Raw genomic sequence first — 12,284 nt, 5'->3', positions numbered from 1 at the left:
GGACCAAAGGCGATGCAGACTCGACCATCCATAGGCTTGATGCCATATTGATCCGATTCTAATCGGGAGCGTCCGAACCATGTCTGCCATGTCTTCAATCTGGTTGTTTATCATCCCTTTCGCCATCGCCGCTGCGATTCCTGGCCCGGCGCAGGGTGCGCTTATTGGTCAGGTCGTCTCGCGTGGGGGCAGGAGTTGCCTGCCGTTCGTGGCCGGCATGGTGGGCGGCAATGCCTTGTGGCTGTTGTTGGCGACCACTGGCCTGTCGGCGCTGGCGCTGAGATACGAGCACGTTTTTATCGCCGTGAAATGGGCCGGCGTGGCTTATCTGCTATTCATCGCCTGGAAATTGTGGTCGGCGAGTGGCCATGCTATCGAAGCCCCAGCCGAACGCTCAGCCAGTCGCGGGTTACTTGCCGGTGCGCTGCTGACTCTCAGCAATCCGAAGGCGGTTATCTTCTTTGGCGCGGTGCTGCCCCATGCTTTCGACCTGGCGTCGCTTACTCTAGGGCAAGCATTGATGATTACCGCCCTGGGCATCGCGATCGACCTGATCATTCAGTTGGGCTATGTGTTCACTGGCATCAGGATCAAGGGCGCCATTCAATCGCCCAGCGCCATGCGGCGTTTGAATCGAACATCGGCGGGCCTGATCACCGGTTGTGCCAGTTGGATGGCGGTTTCCAGATAACGGCCAGATATGTGTCGCGAGGGAATGTAGAGTGCTTTCTGGGAACGCTGTGTCGGCGACCTGGCCTTCCGAAAATCTCGTAGGAATTTACCTCTGTGCGAGGGGATTTAGCGAAACGTCGCACCGCCCCGCTGGGCTGCGAAGCGGCCCCAAACCAGCCACCTTATTTCGCCAGGTATACCGCAGGCACCGGTTTTGCGGCTGCTGCGCAGCCGAGCGGGAGCAAGCTCCCTCGCCACAGGGGGGAGCGTGCGTCCTACAGGTCGGTTGTGGGTGCCGGGATCGACTTCTATAGTTTGGCTCGTCGCTGGCTTTGGCCGGTGATGGGGTTTCGCAGCCCGAGTGAACAATCTAGATACCGTCAAATGAAATTCAGGCAAACTTGCCCGCTTTCATTTTATGGCGGTTGCGCGCGGGAGACTTTCGGGTCTGCCGAGTTTTGGATTGGTTCCTCGGTCTGCGAACCCTCGCGCAACTGCCACCCATTTGATTCGCAGCAAAAAGGTGGCGATTCTTTCTATCAAATGAGTGCAACCTTATGACAACGAATCAACCATCCAGCCGCTTCACCCCTTTCACCCAAACCGCCACCACCCACCCCGTCCTGCTGATCGACACCCACGCTCCACTACCCGAACTCCATGCCTGCGCCAGCGAACGCCTGCACGCCACGCTCGACTATCTGACGCTGGTGGCCTGCTCCAGCCTGCGCGATTCAGCGACGAGCGACATCAACACCCTCACCAACGTCGCCCGGATTCTGGTACAGGACGTGGCGGATGTGTTTGGTGTGATCGAACAGCGCGGGCTCGAAGGCTAAACGAACAGTTGTGTTTTCGCAGCTGTCGCTAGAAAAACTCCGAAAAATCTCAGCGCAAGCCTTCTGTGGGAGCAAGGCTTGCCCGCGATGAAGATGACGCGGTCTTCCGGGGGGCCGAGGGGCCTGCATCGCGAGCAAGCTTTGCTCCCACAGAAAGCCGTGCACTCACAGCGGTGCGGCAAGAGGTGATCCGAAAATCTCGTAGGAATTTACCTCTGTGGCGACGGGGCCTTGCTTGCGCAAGGTGTTTCCTGTCTTATCGAAGATCGGCTCGGATTGGGCCGTTCCTACTTCAACAAGGAGTGACTGCATGGAAGTCCACACTCAGCTACAACCCTGCGATTGCGCGAATATGGAAGACATCCGCCGCGAGATCGATGCCCTTGACCAGGCCGTTATCAAACTGCTGGGCCAACGCTTTCAGTACGTACTGGCAGCGTCGAAGTTCAAGACCTCAGCCACGGCGGTGCGTGCGCCGGAGCGCTTCCAGGCCATGCTGGCGACCCGGCGCCAGTGGGCCGAGGCCGAGGGCCTTAGCCCGGATGCGATCGAGAAAATGTACAGTGACCTGGTGAATCACTTCATCGCCCAGGAGATGGAACACTGGACGGCTCTTCGATCCGGGACCTGATCGACACGACAAGCGCCCTGCGCTCAGGCCCAGGCAACCGTCAACAGGCCGGCGCCAAGCACGACACATAACGGTGAATAGACCCAGGTGTCGAGCTTGGCGAACGTCGAGCCCTTGACCTCCTTGAAGAAACCCACCAGGTTCGATTCGCCAATGGCGCGGGCGAACATCAGTAAGGCGATCGCGCTGATCAGCCATTGCAACGCCCGATGGGTGACGGGCGGTGCCAGCAAGCCGACCCGCAGGCACACCAGAACTGCAATCAGCAGCAACGCGAGGGCCACCAGCAGCGTCAGCCATCCCGATGGGTTGAACGCCGGACGCAGCGACTCTCCTTGCCTCACCGGAACCTGAGGCACGACCGCCAGGGCCGCCCATCGCCCGCCCAGGGCCCAATACAAATGAATCAAGCTGATGGTCGCAAATACTGCGACCAGCGACCGAGCCACTAAAAGCGTCATTCGCCAGCCTCCTTGAAAGGTTGAACAATCATCCTAGCTCGAATTCGGCATTTCGCCGCACGGGCGCAGACTGCCGGTTTTCGGCGAATGACGCATTGCTCAAGATCAAGAGTTCAACCTGACGCGCTACAGACCGTCGGCGACTTTGTCGGCAACCTCCTTGGGCACCCAGGCCTGCCAGACCTGTGGATGGGCCTTGAGGAACGCCTCGGCGGCTTCACGCGGCGGTGTGTGCTTTTCGCTCATGTCGGCCAGGGCCTTGTTCAACGGCTCGATCGGCAGGTCGACTTTACTGAAGAACTCGGCAATGTCCGGGTGTTGCTTCTGAAACGGCGCGGATACGCCAATCGACAGCTTCGAGGCCAGGGAGCGGGTTGGCTTGGGGTTGGGGTTGTCGGCATCGGTCAGGGTTTTCCAGGCCTCGGCATCGAACGCAGGCTCTTGCAACTGCACCAACTTGAAACGTCCCAGCAGCGGTGTAGGCGACCAGTAGTAAAACAGGATCGGCTTGCCCCGGCGGATCGACGAGCTGATCTCCGCATCCAGCGCCGCCCCCGAACCACTTCGGAAATTCACATAGCTGTCGGACAACCCATAGGCCTTGAGCTTCTGCTTGTTGACCACTTCGGAGGTCCAGCCGATGGGGCTGTTGAGGAAGCGACCCTTGCTGGGGCTTTCCGGGTCTTTGAAGACATGCTTGTAGCGCGCCAGGTCTTCGACGCTGCGCAAATCCGGCGCCAGAGGCTTGATGCCCCGGGCCGGGTCGCCCTTGATCACATACTCCGGGACCCACCAGCCTTCGGTCGCACCCTTGACGGTATCGCCCAAGGCGATCACCTTGCCTTCGGCCTCGGCCTTGACCCACACCGGGCTGCGACCGGCCCATTCTTCCCCGATCACCTGGATGTCGTTGTTGGCCAGCGCCGTTTCCAGGGTAATGGTGGTGCCCGGCAATGTGTCGGTCGGCAGCCCATAACCCTTTTCGACGATGACCCGCAGGATATCGGTGATCAGACTGCCGCTTTCCCAATTCAGGTCGGCAAAATGGATCGGCGCCTGCGCGGCCGATGCCGGAAGTGACGAAACCAACACCGCACAGGTGGCCCAGGCAGCCAGCCACTGTCTAACTCGTTTCATGCGTTGCACCTCGTACCAGACACAGCGATAGCTCAACGGTCCTGCGTAACCGGACGCAAGCCTCTGATTAGTTCAGTCAACTCACTGTAGCCGAGGTTCCACGCAGACCTTGCGAAAACCGTTAGCAGGGCGCAAAACCCGAACGCTGTGTCAGCCCGCCTATCACATCCATCGGGCAGACGAGGTGCACATCACTCGCTGGCCTTGAAGGTGACGAGTTCACCTTTGCGCCACTTGGCGGCTTTGGCGGTCACGGCCTTGAGGGTCTTGGTCAGGCCCTCGTGCAACTGCTCGTTGGCGGCGAAAACAGTCAGCACGCTGTGCCCTTCCTTGAACAGGATCGCGTGGCCACCGGGGGTGGCCACGAAGGCGTAATCCCCAAGGCCATAGACCGTCAGCTTGATATCGCGAAAGCGGATTTCAAACTTGCCACCTTCACGGCTGGGCAATACCGCTGCACGAAAATGATCACCGACTTTGAGTTCAAGCCTGGGTTTGTCATCGACCACCAGGGCCGATTCAGTATCGATTTCGGCAACATAAATACCTTCGGCGGTTTGCTCGGTGATGTAGACGAAGCGCGACTGGAACTGCTTGACCAGCTTTGCCCGCAGATCACCAAGTACGAATAACGCATGCATGTCGAGATTACTTACTGCCAAGGAAACATCCCCATCTTTGTAAACGGCCCGCCCTCTGAAAAGGACGGACCACGAGAACCCGTGCCGACTGTGTGTGTCGCAGTGGACCTGTAACTGAAAATTCGAAGTGAACGGCGTGCCCTGCCCCGGGGCGAGAGAAGACTAAAGGATTGCCACTCTCGCCGTCTTTCCCGCGGGGTCGTCAGAGGCTGAAGGAAAACGCCACTCTGAGCATCGGAAAAGGTGGGACTACTAACTTTAGGGAAATTTCTCACTTAGAAAAGCATTTTTCTGACATCGAGGGCAAAAAAAATTGCTTTAGATAGGCACAGCCATCCACACGGTGCTGCCGATTCTAGAGCAGCCGCAGGCGTGGAGACTACTCAAAACACTCGGTAATTCGTCGGTAAACCATAGAAAAGGAATTCACATGGCCACTTTCACAACCCTGACCCAACCCCTCACCCCTTGCATCGCTGACAAGCCTGACGGGTTTGACCAAGTCCATTACCTGCCGGTTTCTTTGTTTCAACCGCGTTATCGGGTGGTTCTGGCCGGCAAGTGCTTTTTCCATATTGAAGAAACCTCGACTGGCCGTGTAAGAGGTTTCCGTACCGATCATAACGAGGCCTGTTACCTGGCCAGGCGTCTGGAACGAAGCGTTTGACCTGAGATACCACACGCCCATCACTTAACTCAGCCACGACAGGCAACTGCTGCCATACTGCCTGCCCAGCGAAGACCGTCCCCCATTGACGATCGCGCACCCATACTATGACTTGTGAAGGAAAGGCGCGACGTGACGGAATTTGATATTGGCGAGTTTTTCATCCGGGGTGAGGCCAGAGAGGTCGAAGGCGAATTCCAGGCTGTCATCGTGATGCGCGCCAAGCCCCCCTTGACCACCACCCGTTATCATCAGGTGGAAAAGGATCGCTGGTTCAAAACCCCCGAACTCGCCGCCGAGGCTGCGCGGGCAGCGGCAAAAGCCCTGAAACTCGCGGTGGATGAAGGCGCGTTGAAAGCCTGAACCCGATCGAACTCCTGACGGGCGTTTGCCTCAGATAAAGGGAAGCAACCGAGGCGCCATGACGGCGCCCACCCAAAGGAGAACCCCATGGAACAGCCCTCGTACGAACTGAGTACCTTGTTCGATCAACTCGGCCTGCCTTCGGATGACAAAGCCATCGATGAGTTCATCATGGCGCACCCGTTGGCCCCGGAGACCAAGCTGGTGGACGCGTACTTCTGGTCGGCTGATCAGAAAGAACTACTCCAGCAATCGCTGCTCGCTGACGGCGAGGAGGCAGTGCTGGTGGATCAATTGAATGTCCGCTTGCACGACGGTAAATAACCCTCAACCCTGTGCCCCCTGTGACAAGGGAGCTTGCTTCCGCTCGGCTGCGCAGCAGCCGTGCCCAAGGCCCCGCTGGGCGGTTCGGCGCGGGCCAGCCTAGCGCGGCTTCTCGGGCTTATAACCCAGCCGCAAACCACCCCAATGACGCCCCTTGAGCATGATCGGCACGGAAAGGTCATGCATCAGCTCACCCGTGTCTCGAGTGTAGGTTTGCAACAGCACAGGCTGCTGGTGGCTACCGCAACGAATCCCGGTGCGGTCGGAGAATTTGCGTTTAGTGCGATTGTTCACCGTGTCCACTTGCGGATCACCGGTCAGGGGTTGGCTGAAGACCTTGTTGTGGGTCGGTACATAACCTTCCTGGGTACAGGCAATGGCGAATACCAGGCCTTCGTGCCGGGCGAGCAAAGGTTCCTGGATAGCTGGCAGGACCTGATCGGTGTAGCGGTCGAAACGGGTCTGGAACTTGGCGGGCTGGGTATTGGGGATGGGCTGGTAGCTGCGGTCGAACAGGTCCTCCAGGCTGACACGGCCCTGGTCAATGTCTGCCTCGAACTGGGCCGCGATCTGGCTCGCCCCTTCGCGCGCCAGGTCGTAGACCCGTTGGTGATAATCGTCCAGGCCAACCTCGGCCAGGCGTTCGCTGATGGTTTCGGCCTGGCCCTCCATTTGCACTGCCGCTTGGGCCAGGCGCTGGGTCTGCTGGTCGCTGATGGACAGGTCACTGCGCATCTGTTCGATGGCGTGAAACAGGCTGTCGAGTTGTTCGCGATTGGTGTCAGTGCCTTGGGCGATGGCACTGACCTGGGTTTCAACGCCCGCCGCCAGCCGGGCTATGTTTTCCAGGTGCTGACCGGTGTGCTCGACCTGCTGCACGCCACTGTCCAGGTCACTGGCCAGTTGCCGGATCTGCTCCACCACCTGGGCGGTGCGCTGCTGGATATCCGCAACCATGACCCCGACCTCGCCGGTGGCCGCGGCCGTACGCCCGGCCAGTCCACGGACCTCGTCCGCCACCACCGCGAAGCCGCGACCGTGCTCACCGGCCCGTGCAGCTTCGATGGCCGCGTTGAGCGCCAGGAGATTGGTCTGGCTGGCGATCGACTGAATCACCAGGCTGACCCGCTGGATTTCATCGCTGCGCACGCTCAGCGCCTCGATCAACTCGCGGCTGTCGTTCGCGCGCTGGCTGAGCTGATGCATCCGGCTGATGGACTCCACCAGTTCGCTGCGCCCGGCAACGCTACTGCGATGGGCCTCACTGGCGGCACTCAGGGCCTGCTGGCTGAGTTGCGAGGTGGCCTGTTCAGTGGTGATCATCGATTCGGCATTGCCGACGACCTGCGCCGCCGCGTCGAGCTGCGACTGGACCTTGCCAGCCAGTTGCTTGACCGAATAGGCGACGCCGGCCGCCGACAACGCGTTATGGCTGGTGGTGTAGGACAGATCACGGGTCAGCTCGGCCAACTTGTCCGCGGCTACCGGCTCAGGCGCGGCGGCCAGGCGCGAGCGCAGGCGCGGCAGCCAGACGATGAACATCGCCAGGGGCAGGCCCAGATACAACGACCAGCCGCCCAACGTCATGCCGCACAGCAGCAATGTCAGCGCCAGACTCTGCAAGGTCGGCGTCAACCAGCGCGCCATGCTGTTGGTTACAGGCACCTGCACCTGCGCCGCATTCGCCACGGAACCGTCTGTCGCCATGTTGATCACCCACATTTCTCGTTGTTATACCTGCATTAAACGCCACTACGGAGCCATTATCCATGGTCCATTAGTCGCGTTCTTGCGGGGGGTCAACGGAAGTAGACGAACAGGCGCAGACAAAAGCAAAAGATCGCAGCTTCCCGAAGAAAGCTGCGATCTTTTCTGAAACGCGGATCAGGCCTGACGCTGGTGCTTGTCGATCTGCTCGTGACGTTCCTGCGCTTCGATGCAGTACTTGGTGGTCGGGCTGATCAGCAGGCGCTTGAGGCCGATCGGCTCGCCGCTGTCATCACACCAGCCGAAGCTGTCGTCGTTGATACGGTCCAGGGCCTGCTCCAGCTGAGGCAGCATGCGCTGGTCGCGATCGATGGCGTTGACCAACCAGGTCCGCTCTTCTTCTACGGAAGCAGCGTCCGCCGGGTCAGCCGGGGTATCCAGGCTCTCAATGGCGATTCGGTTCTGTTCGATGCGCTCGTGGGTTTCCACTTTCATGTTCTGCAACAGCTTGGTGAAGAAAGCCAGCTGCTCGGCATTCATGTAGTCATCCGCCGGCATGGCCAGCAACTTTTCCTTTGTCATTGATTTCTCTATAAAAAAACGTGCATTAAGGCGAATTATGAAGCGTCCCGCAGCGCGCTGCCACGCTCATCGGGAAGGCGCCGTCTATTCCAAGCGCCACCCGGCACTCAATTTACGAGGGGCGGCAGTCTAAGGCCGAGTCGAAGCCTCAGCAACTGAAAACATAGGGAAAATGTCCGACAACCCTTCTAAATGTTCTCTGACAAGCTTTTGGCAGTCATCGGAGTGCGTTTATAACAAGAAATTCGATTCAATAGCTGTATCAAGAAGACAAATGGCAACGCCACGCGGGTCAGGCGTGGCGCTTTGTCGCAGCGTAGGGACCTTCAGCGTTTGAGTTTGCGCTTATTGCGGTACTGGTCGATGACCACCGCCACCACAATGATCAAGCCCTTGATGATGTCCTGAATGTAGGCATCCACGCCGACGAACGTGAAGCCACTGGCCATGACCCCGAGGATCAGCGCGCCGATCACCGTTCCGGTGATGCGCCCCACCCCACCGGCCAGGCTAGTGCCGCCGATCACGGCCGCAGCAATCGCGTCCAGCTCATAGGACATGCCCATGCCGGCCTGCCCGGTGGCGGCCCGCGCCGAGGCCACCACCCCGGCCAGCCCCGCCAGCAGCCCGGCGATGCTGTAGACGATCACCAGATGGCGTTTGACGTTGATGCCCGAGGTGCGTGCCGCCTGCATGTTGCCGCCGATGGCGTAGGTGTACTTACCGTACTTGGTGTAGCGCAGGGCAATATGGAAGATCACCGCCACCACCAGGAAAATGATCACCGGCATGGCGCCATGGCCGATGGCGGTATAGGAATCGGACAACATGCTCACCGGCTGGCCTTCGGTGTAGTAACGCGCCAGACCGCGGGCCGAGACCATCATGCCGAGGGTGGCAATAAAGGGCGGGATACCCGTGATGGCGATGATGCTGCCGTTGATCGCTCCGGCCAACAGCCCAACGCCCAACCCCGCCACCACCGGTATCCACACCGGCAAGTCAGTCAGGGAGGGAAACACCGCCCGGGTGAAATCCGAGGTTTGGGCCAGGCTGGCAGCGATCATGGCCGACAACGCCAGCACCGAGCCGGACGACAGGTCGATACCGGTGGTGATGATCACCTGGGTCACACCGATGGCCAGCAGACCGATGATCGACACTTGCAGGATCATCAGCACCAGGCGCTGGGAGTTCATCAGGAAACTCTGGTCACGCATGATCCAGCCAAACACTTCGAACACCAGGCCGATGCCGATCAGCACCAGGAAGATACTCAGTTCCGTCGGCAGCCGCCGACGCGTCCTGGCCGGTGCGGCCGCGGGTTTGTTTTCCAGTATCGCGTTCATAGCATTCACCTTTTTCTCTGTGGCGAGCTTGCGCCCTCTATTATCAGGACAGGCCAGAAGCCAACTGCATTACCCGCTCCTGGGTCGCCTCGCTACGGTCCAGCGTGCCCATCAGGTCACCTTCATGCATCACCATCACCCGGTCGCTCATGCCCAGTACTTCCGGCAGTTCCGAAGAAATCATGATCACCGCCATGCCTTCGCTGGCGAGGTAGGAAATGAGCCGGTAGATCTCGGCCTTGGCGCCAACGTCGATGCCACGGGTCGGCTCGTCGAGGATCAGGATGCGTGGGTTGGTCATCAGCCAGCGGGCCAGCAGGGCCTTCTGTTGGTTGCCGCCGGACAAGGTGTCGATGCACTGTTCCAGGGACGGAGTCTTGACCCGCAACTTCTTGCACATGTCTTCGCACAACGCGCGCAAGGCTTTCTGCTGGATGAAGCCGTTGCCGACGTAATGGGGCAACACGGCCATTTCCATGTTTTCCAGCACCGACAGGCACGGGAACAGGCCACTGAGCTTGCGATCCTCGGTCAACAGCGCGAACCCCTTCTCGATGGCCATGTGCGGGTCGCTGATGCGCACCGGTTGCCCGTCGAGCAGGATCTCGCCGCCCGTGCTGGGCGTCACGCCGAAGATCGCCTCGGCCACGTTGGTCCGGCCCGAGCCCATCAGCCCGGCAATGCCCAGGATTTCTCCGGCATGCAAGTCGAAGGACACATTCTTGAAAATGCCCTCCAGGCTCAAATCACGCACCGACAGCACCAGATCGCCGAGGGGCTTGTCCCGTTCCGGGAACAACTGGCTCAGTTCGCGCCCGACCATCATTGATATCAGGCTGTCGCCGTCCATGCTGTCGGCCCGTTGCAGGCCGATGTAGGCGCCGTCGCGAAACACCGCCACTTCATCGGCGATGGCGAACACTTCGTTCATTTTATGGGTGATGTAGATGATGCCCTTACCCTGAGACTTGAGGTCGGCGATGATCGAAAACAGATGGGCGACCTCCGTCTCGGTGATGGCCGAGGTCGGCTCATCCATGATCAGAATGTCAGAGTCGTAGGACACCGCCTTGGCGATCTCGACCATCTGCCGCTCGGCAATGCTCAGGTTGCCCACCTGCTCTTCAGGATCCAGGTTGATACGCAGGCGCTCCAGCAACTTGGCGGTGCAGCGGTGCATTTCCCCGTGATCGACCATATGCAAGCCGTTGAGCTGCTCGCGGCCGATCCAGATGTTTTCAGCGATGCTCATGTGGGGCATCAGGTTCAGTTCCTGGTGGATCATCGCGATGCCGGCCTGCAGGGCTGCCAGAGGTGTGTCGAACTTCACCGGCTTGCCCCGCAGGCGCAGTTCACCGGCGTCCGGCTGGTAGATGCCGGCCACGATTTTCATCAGGGTGGATTTGCCCGCACCGTTCTCGCCCATCAAAGCCAGCACGGAACCGGGGCGCACCCGCAATTGCACATCCGACAGGGCCACCACGCCGGGAAAGCCTTTGCTGACGTTGACGACTTCCAGCAGATACGGTTCATCAGGCATTACGTCCGGCCGGAAAGTCATCGCCGGGGCGCTCGAAGCAGTCGCTGAAGCGAACATGATCAGGTACTCCCTCGGCAAGGTCAGTGGGCGACCTCGCCTGTTTATTGTTGTGGTAGCAGTACGTTAAACGTCACTTGAACTGATCGACGTTTTCCGGCGTGATCAGGCGATACGGCACCCATACGGCCTGCTCGACCGGCTGTTTCTTGACCATTTTCACCGCCGTGTCGATCGAACCGTCGGCCTGGCCCTTGGCGTCCTGGAACACCGAGACCGCCATCTCGCCTTTCTTCACGGCGTTCAGGCCGTCCGGCGTGCCATCGACCCCGGCGATCAGTACGCTGCCTTTCTCCTTGCCGACACCCTTGAGTGCCATGGCCGCGCCGATGGCCATTTCGTCATTGTTGGAGACCACGGCATTGAACTCACGGCCCTGAGTCAGCCAGTCGTTCACCAGTGTCATGCCTTTATCCCGTGACCAGATACCGGTCTGCTCTTGTTCGATCTTGATGTCGGGGTACTTGGCCAGCACTTCCTTGACACCCTTGGTGCGGTTGGTGGTGGAGTTGTTCGCCAGGTCACCCAGCAGAATCACGATGTTGCCCTTGCCCGACATTTTGTCGGCCAGGTATTGCATCTGCATCCGGCCGGCTTCCAGATCGTCGGACGCCACGGTCACCACGCCTGCGGGCAGTTTCAGGTCGTCGGGACGGCGATTGACGTACACCAACGGGATCCCGGCGGCGACCGCGGCCTTGGTAATGCGCTGGGTGGCGGCAGTGTCCACCGGGTTGACGATGATTGCGTCGACCTTCTGGCTGATAAAGCTTTCCACCTGGCTCAGTTGCTTGACCACATCACTGCGTGCATCTTCGAACTGCAAGGTGACGCCATCCGGTAGCGACTTGGCTTTGCTGTCCATCGACTCACGCAGGTACGTCAGCCAGGTGTCATCGAACTGGGACATGCTGACGCCGATCTTCAGGTCCGCCAGGGCGGCGCCGCTGGTGAGCATCAACGACAGGGCCAGCGAGGCGATACGGGTCTTGGTCTTCATGAACGGTCTTTCTCCACTTTTTTGTTGGTTTTATGGATAAGGCGTGATGGATCTCAGGAACGGGGCAAACGCACGATGGGCGCACCGGGCATGCAACACACCACGGTGCCGTTGCGCTGAATGCACAGGGATTCGAACAGGGGAAGGATCGCGCAAAGGCGCAGCGAGCGTGGCAGGTGAAACGCAGAACGACTGAAGGTTTTCATCGACGGTACCTGGCTGTGTTTCTTGTTTTTGTTTTGTCCGTCATTTGCTCAAGGCTGACTTGGCAAAAGACGAACAGGGGTGTCGGTAACCTGGAATCGACTTTATTG

The 12,284-nt window shown here is 59.5% G+C and carries 15 protein-coding genes; 6 read left to right on the top strand and 9 right to left on the bottom strand.

The features are described 5' to 3' along the window. Positions 1-79: 79 nt before the first annotated feature. The 3 genes from MKS85_RS11845 (at position 80) to MKS85_RS11835 (ending at position 2,142) form a co-directional block, all read left to right on the top strand. Positions 80-691, top strand: a complete 612-nt coding sequence (locus tag MKS85_RS11845; RefSeq protein ID WP_047228911.1) for a LysE family translocator — start codon at positions 80-82, stop codon at positions 689-691. A gap of 538 nt (positions 692-1,229) precedes the next feature. Further along, positions 1,230-1,511, top strand: a complete 282-nt coding sequence (locus MKS85_RS11840; RefSeq protein ID WP_310662896.1) for a fructose-bisphosphate aldolase — start codon at positions 1,230-1,232, stop codon at positions 1,509-1,511. Between the two features lie 310 nt (positions 1,512-1,821). Next, a complete protein-coding gene (locus MKS85_RS11835) occupies positions 1,822-2,142 on the top strand; it encodes an isochorismate lyase (RefSeq protein ID WP_139050512.1) in 321 nt (106 codons plus the stop codon). 23 nt (positions 2,143-2,165) lie between these two features. On the opposite strand, the gene MKS85_RS11830 is transcribed toward MKS85_RS11835, so the two are convergent. The 3 genes from MKS85_RS11830 to MKS85_RS11820 all read right to left on the bottom strand — a co-directional run bounded on the left by MKS85_RS11830 (position 2,166) and on the right by MKS85_RS11820 (position 4,381). Continuing rightward, the gene (locus MKS85_RS11830; RefSeq protein WP_047230212.1) at positions 2,166-2,603 is read right to left on the bottom strand and encodes a DUF3995 domain-containing protein; all 438 of its coding nucleotides are present in this window, start codon (positions 2,601-2,603) and stop codon (positions 2,166-2,168) included. A gap of 126 nt (positions 2,604-2,729) precedes the next feature. After that, positions 2,730-3,740 carry an ABC transporter substrate-binding protein gene (locus tag MKS85_RS11825; protein ID WP_139050513.1) on the bottom strand — a complete coding sequence of 337 codons (1,011 nt, stop codon included), beginning with the start codon at positions 3,738-3,740 and terminating at the stop codon, positions 2,730-2,732. A gap of 191 nt (positions 3,741-3,931) precedes the next feature. Next, the gene (locus MKS85_RS11820) at positions 3,932-4,381 is read right to left on the bottom strand and encodes a hypothetical protein (RefSeq protein ID WP_047230210.1); all 450 of its coding nucleotides are present in this window, start codon (positions 4,379-4,381) and stop codon (positions 3,932-3,934) included. A 430-nt stretch (positions 4,382-4,811) separates the two neighbouring features. Between MKS85_RS11820 and MKS85_RS11815 the strand changes: the two genes are divergently transcribed. From MKS85_RS11815 to MKS85_RS11805, 3 genes are all read left to right on the top strand, one after another. Next, complete coding sequence (locus MKS85_RS11815) at positions 4,812-5,048, top strand: hypothetical protein (RefSeq protein WP_139050514.1); 237 nt, start codon at positions 4,812-4,814, stop codon at positions 5,046-5,048. Positions 5,049-5,180: 132 nt separating this feature from the next. Next, entirely contained in the window at positions 5,181-5,411 is a 231-nt protein-coding gene (locus tag MKS85_RS11810) for a hypothetical protein (protein ID WP_047230209.1), read from the top strand. Between the two features lie 87 nt (positions 5,412-5,498). Then, positions 5,499-5,735: a DUF2789 family protein gene (locus MKS85_RS11805; RefSeq protein ID WP_310662895.1), complete on the top strand. Its 237-nt coding sequence runs from the start codon at positions 5,499-5,501 to the stop codon at positions 5,733-5,735. Positions 5,736-5,834: 99 nt separating this feature from the next. On the opposite strand, the gene MKS85_RS11800 is transcribed toward MKS85_RS11805, so the two are convergent. The 6 genes from MKS85_RS11800 to MKS85_RS11775 form a co-directional block, all read right to left on the bottom strand. Further along, a complete protein-coding gene (locus tag MKS85_RS11800; protein ID WP_370695191.1) occupies positions 5,835-7,058 on the bottom strand; it encodes a methyl-accepting chemotaxis protein in 1,224 nt (407 codons plus the stop codon). Between the two features lie 561 nt (positions 7,059-7,619). Further along, on the bottom strand, positions 7,620-8,024 hold the full coding sequence (locus MKS85_RS11795) for a TraR/DksA C4-type zinc finger protein (RefSeq protein WP_003202859.1): 405 nt from the start codon (positions 8,022-8,024) through the stop codon (positions 7,620-7,622). A gap of 326 nt (positions 8,025-8,350) precedes the next feature. Continuing rightward, entirely contained in the window at positions 8,351-9,373 is a 1,023-nt protein-coding gene (locus MKS85_RS11790; protein ID WP_047230207.1) for an ABC transporter permease, read from the bottom strand. 43 nt (positions 9,374-9,416) lie between these two features. Beyond that, on the bottom strand, positions 9,417-10,970 hold the full coding sequence (locus MKS85_RS11785; protein WP_310662894.1) for a sugar ABC transporter ATP-binding protein: 1,554 nt from the start codon (positions 10,968-10,970) through the stop codon (positions 9,417-9,419). 73 nt (positions 10,971-11,043) lie between these two features. Next, positions 11,044-11,970 (bottom strand): sugar ABC transporter substrate-binding protein, encoded by a 927-nt coding sequence (locus tag MKS85_RS11780; protein WP_139050516.1) that lies wholly within the window; start codon positions 11,968-11,970, stop codon positions 11,044-11,046. A gap of 53 nt (positions 11,971-12,023) precedes the next feature. Next, positions 12,024-12,176 (bottom strand): hypothetical protein, encoded by a 153-nt coding sequence (locus MKS85_RS11775; RefSeq protein WP_177193354.1) that lies wholly within the window; start codon positions 12,174-12,176, stop codon positions 12,024-12,026. Between the last annotated feature and the right edge of the window lie 108 nt (positions 12,177-12,284).

It is taken from the genome of Pseudomonas sp. JL2 (assembly GCF_031570495.1).
GTDB classification, from domain to species: domain Bacteria; phylum Pseudomonadota; class Gammaproteobacteria; order Pseudomonadales; family Pseudomonadaceae; genus Aquipseudomonas; species Aquipseudomonas rhizophila.
The sequence above is the reverse complement of the archived record's forward strand: the minus strand, read 5'-3'. Positions and strand labels throughout refer to the sequence as shown.

Excerpts from the sequence above, each read along its gene's own strand:
- MKS85_RS11845 (WP_047228911.1), top strand. The coding sequence starts at position 80 with ATGTCTGCCATGTCTTCAATCTGGTTGTTTATCATCCCTTTCGCCATC.
- MKS85_RS11840 (WP_310662896.1), top strand. The coding sequence starts at position 1,230 with ATGACAACGAATCAACCATCCAGCCGCTTCACCCCTTTCACCCAAACC.
- MKS85_RS11835 (WP_139050512.1), top strand. The coding sequence starts at position 1,822 with ATGGAAGTCCACACTCAGCTACAACCCTGCGATTGCGCGAATATGGAA.
- MKS85_RS11830 (WP_047230212.1), bottom strand. The coding sequence starts at position 2,603 with ATGACGCTTTTAGTGGCTCGGTCGCTGGTCGCAGTATTTGCGACCATC.
- MKS85_RS11825 (WP_139050513.1), bottom strand. The coding sequence starts at position 3,740 with ATGAAACGAGTTAGACAGTGGCTGGCTGCCTGGGCCACCTGTGCGGTG.
- MKS85_RS11820 (WP_047230210.1), bottom strand. The coding sequence starts at position 4,381 with ATGCATGCGTTATTCGTACTTGGTGATCTGCGGGCAAAGCTGGTCAAG.
- MKS85_RS11815 (WP_139050514.1), top strand. The coding sequence starts at position 4,812 with ATGGCCACTTTCACAACCCTGACCCAACCCCTCACCCCTTGCATCGCT.
- MKS85_RS11805 (WP_310662895.1), top strand. The coding sequence starts at position 5,499 with ATGGAACAGCCCTCGTACGAACTGAGTACCTTGTTCGATCAACTCGGC.
- MKS85_RS11800 (WP_370695191.1), bottom strand. The coding sequence starts at position 7,058 with ATGATCACCACTGAACAGGCCACCTCGCAACTCAGCCAGCAGGCCCTG.
- MKS85_RS11795 (WP_003202859.1), bottom strand. The coding sequence starts at position 8,024 with ATGACAAAGGAAAAGTTGCTGGCCATGCCGGCGGATGACTACATGAAT.
- MKS85_RS11790 (WP_047230207.1), bottom strand. The coding sequence starts at position 9,373 with ATGAACGCGATACTGGAAAACAAACCCGCGGCCGCACCGGCCAGGACG.
- MKS85_RS11785 (WP_310662894.1), bottom strand. The coding sequence starts at position 10,970 with ATGTTCGCTTCAGCGACTGCTTCGAGCGCCCCGGCGATGACTTTCCGG.
- MKS85_RS11780 (WP_139050516.1), bottom strand. The coding sequence starts at position 11,970 with ATGAAGACCAAGACCCGTATCGCCTCGCTGGCCCTGTCGTTGATGCTC.
- MKS85_RS11775 (WP_177193354.1), bottom strand. The coding sequence starts at position 12,176 with ATGAAAACCTTCAGTCGTTCTGCGTTTCACCTGCCACGCTCGCTGCGC.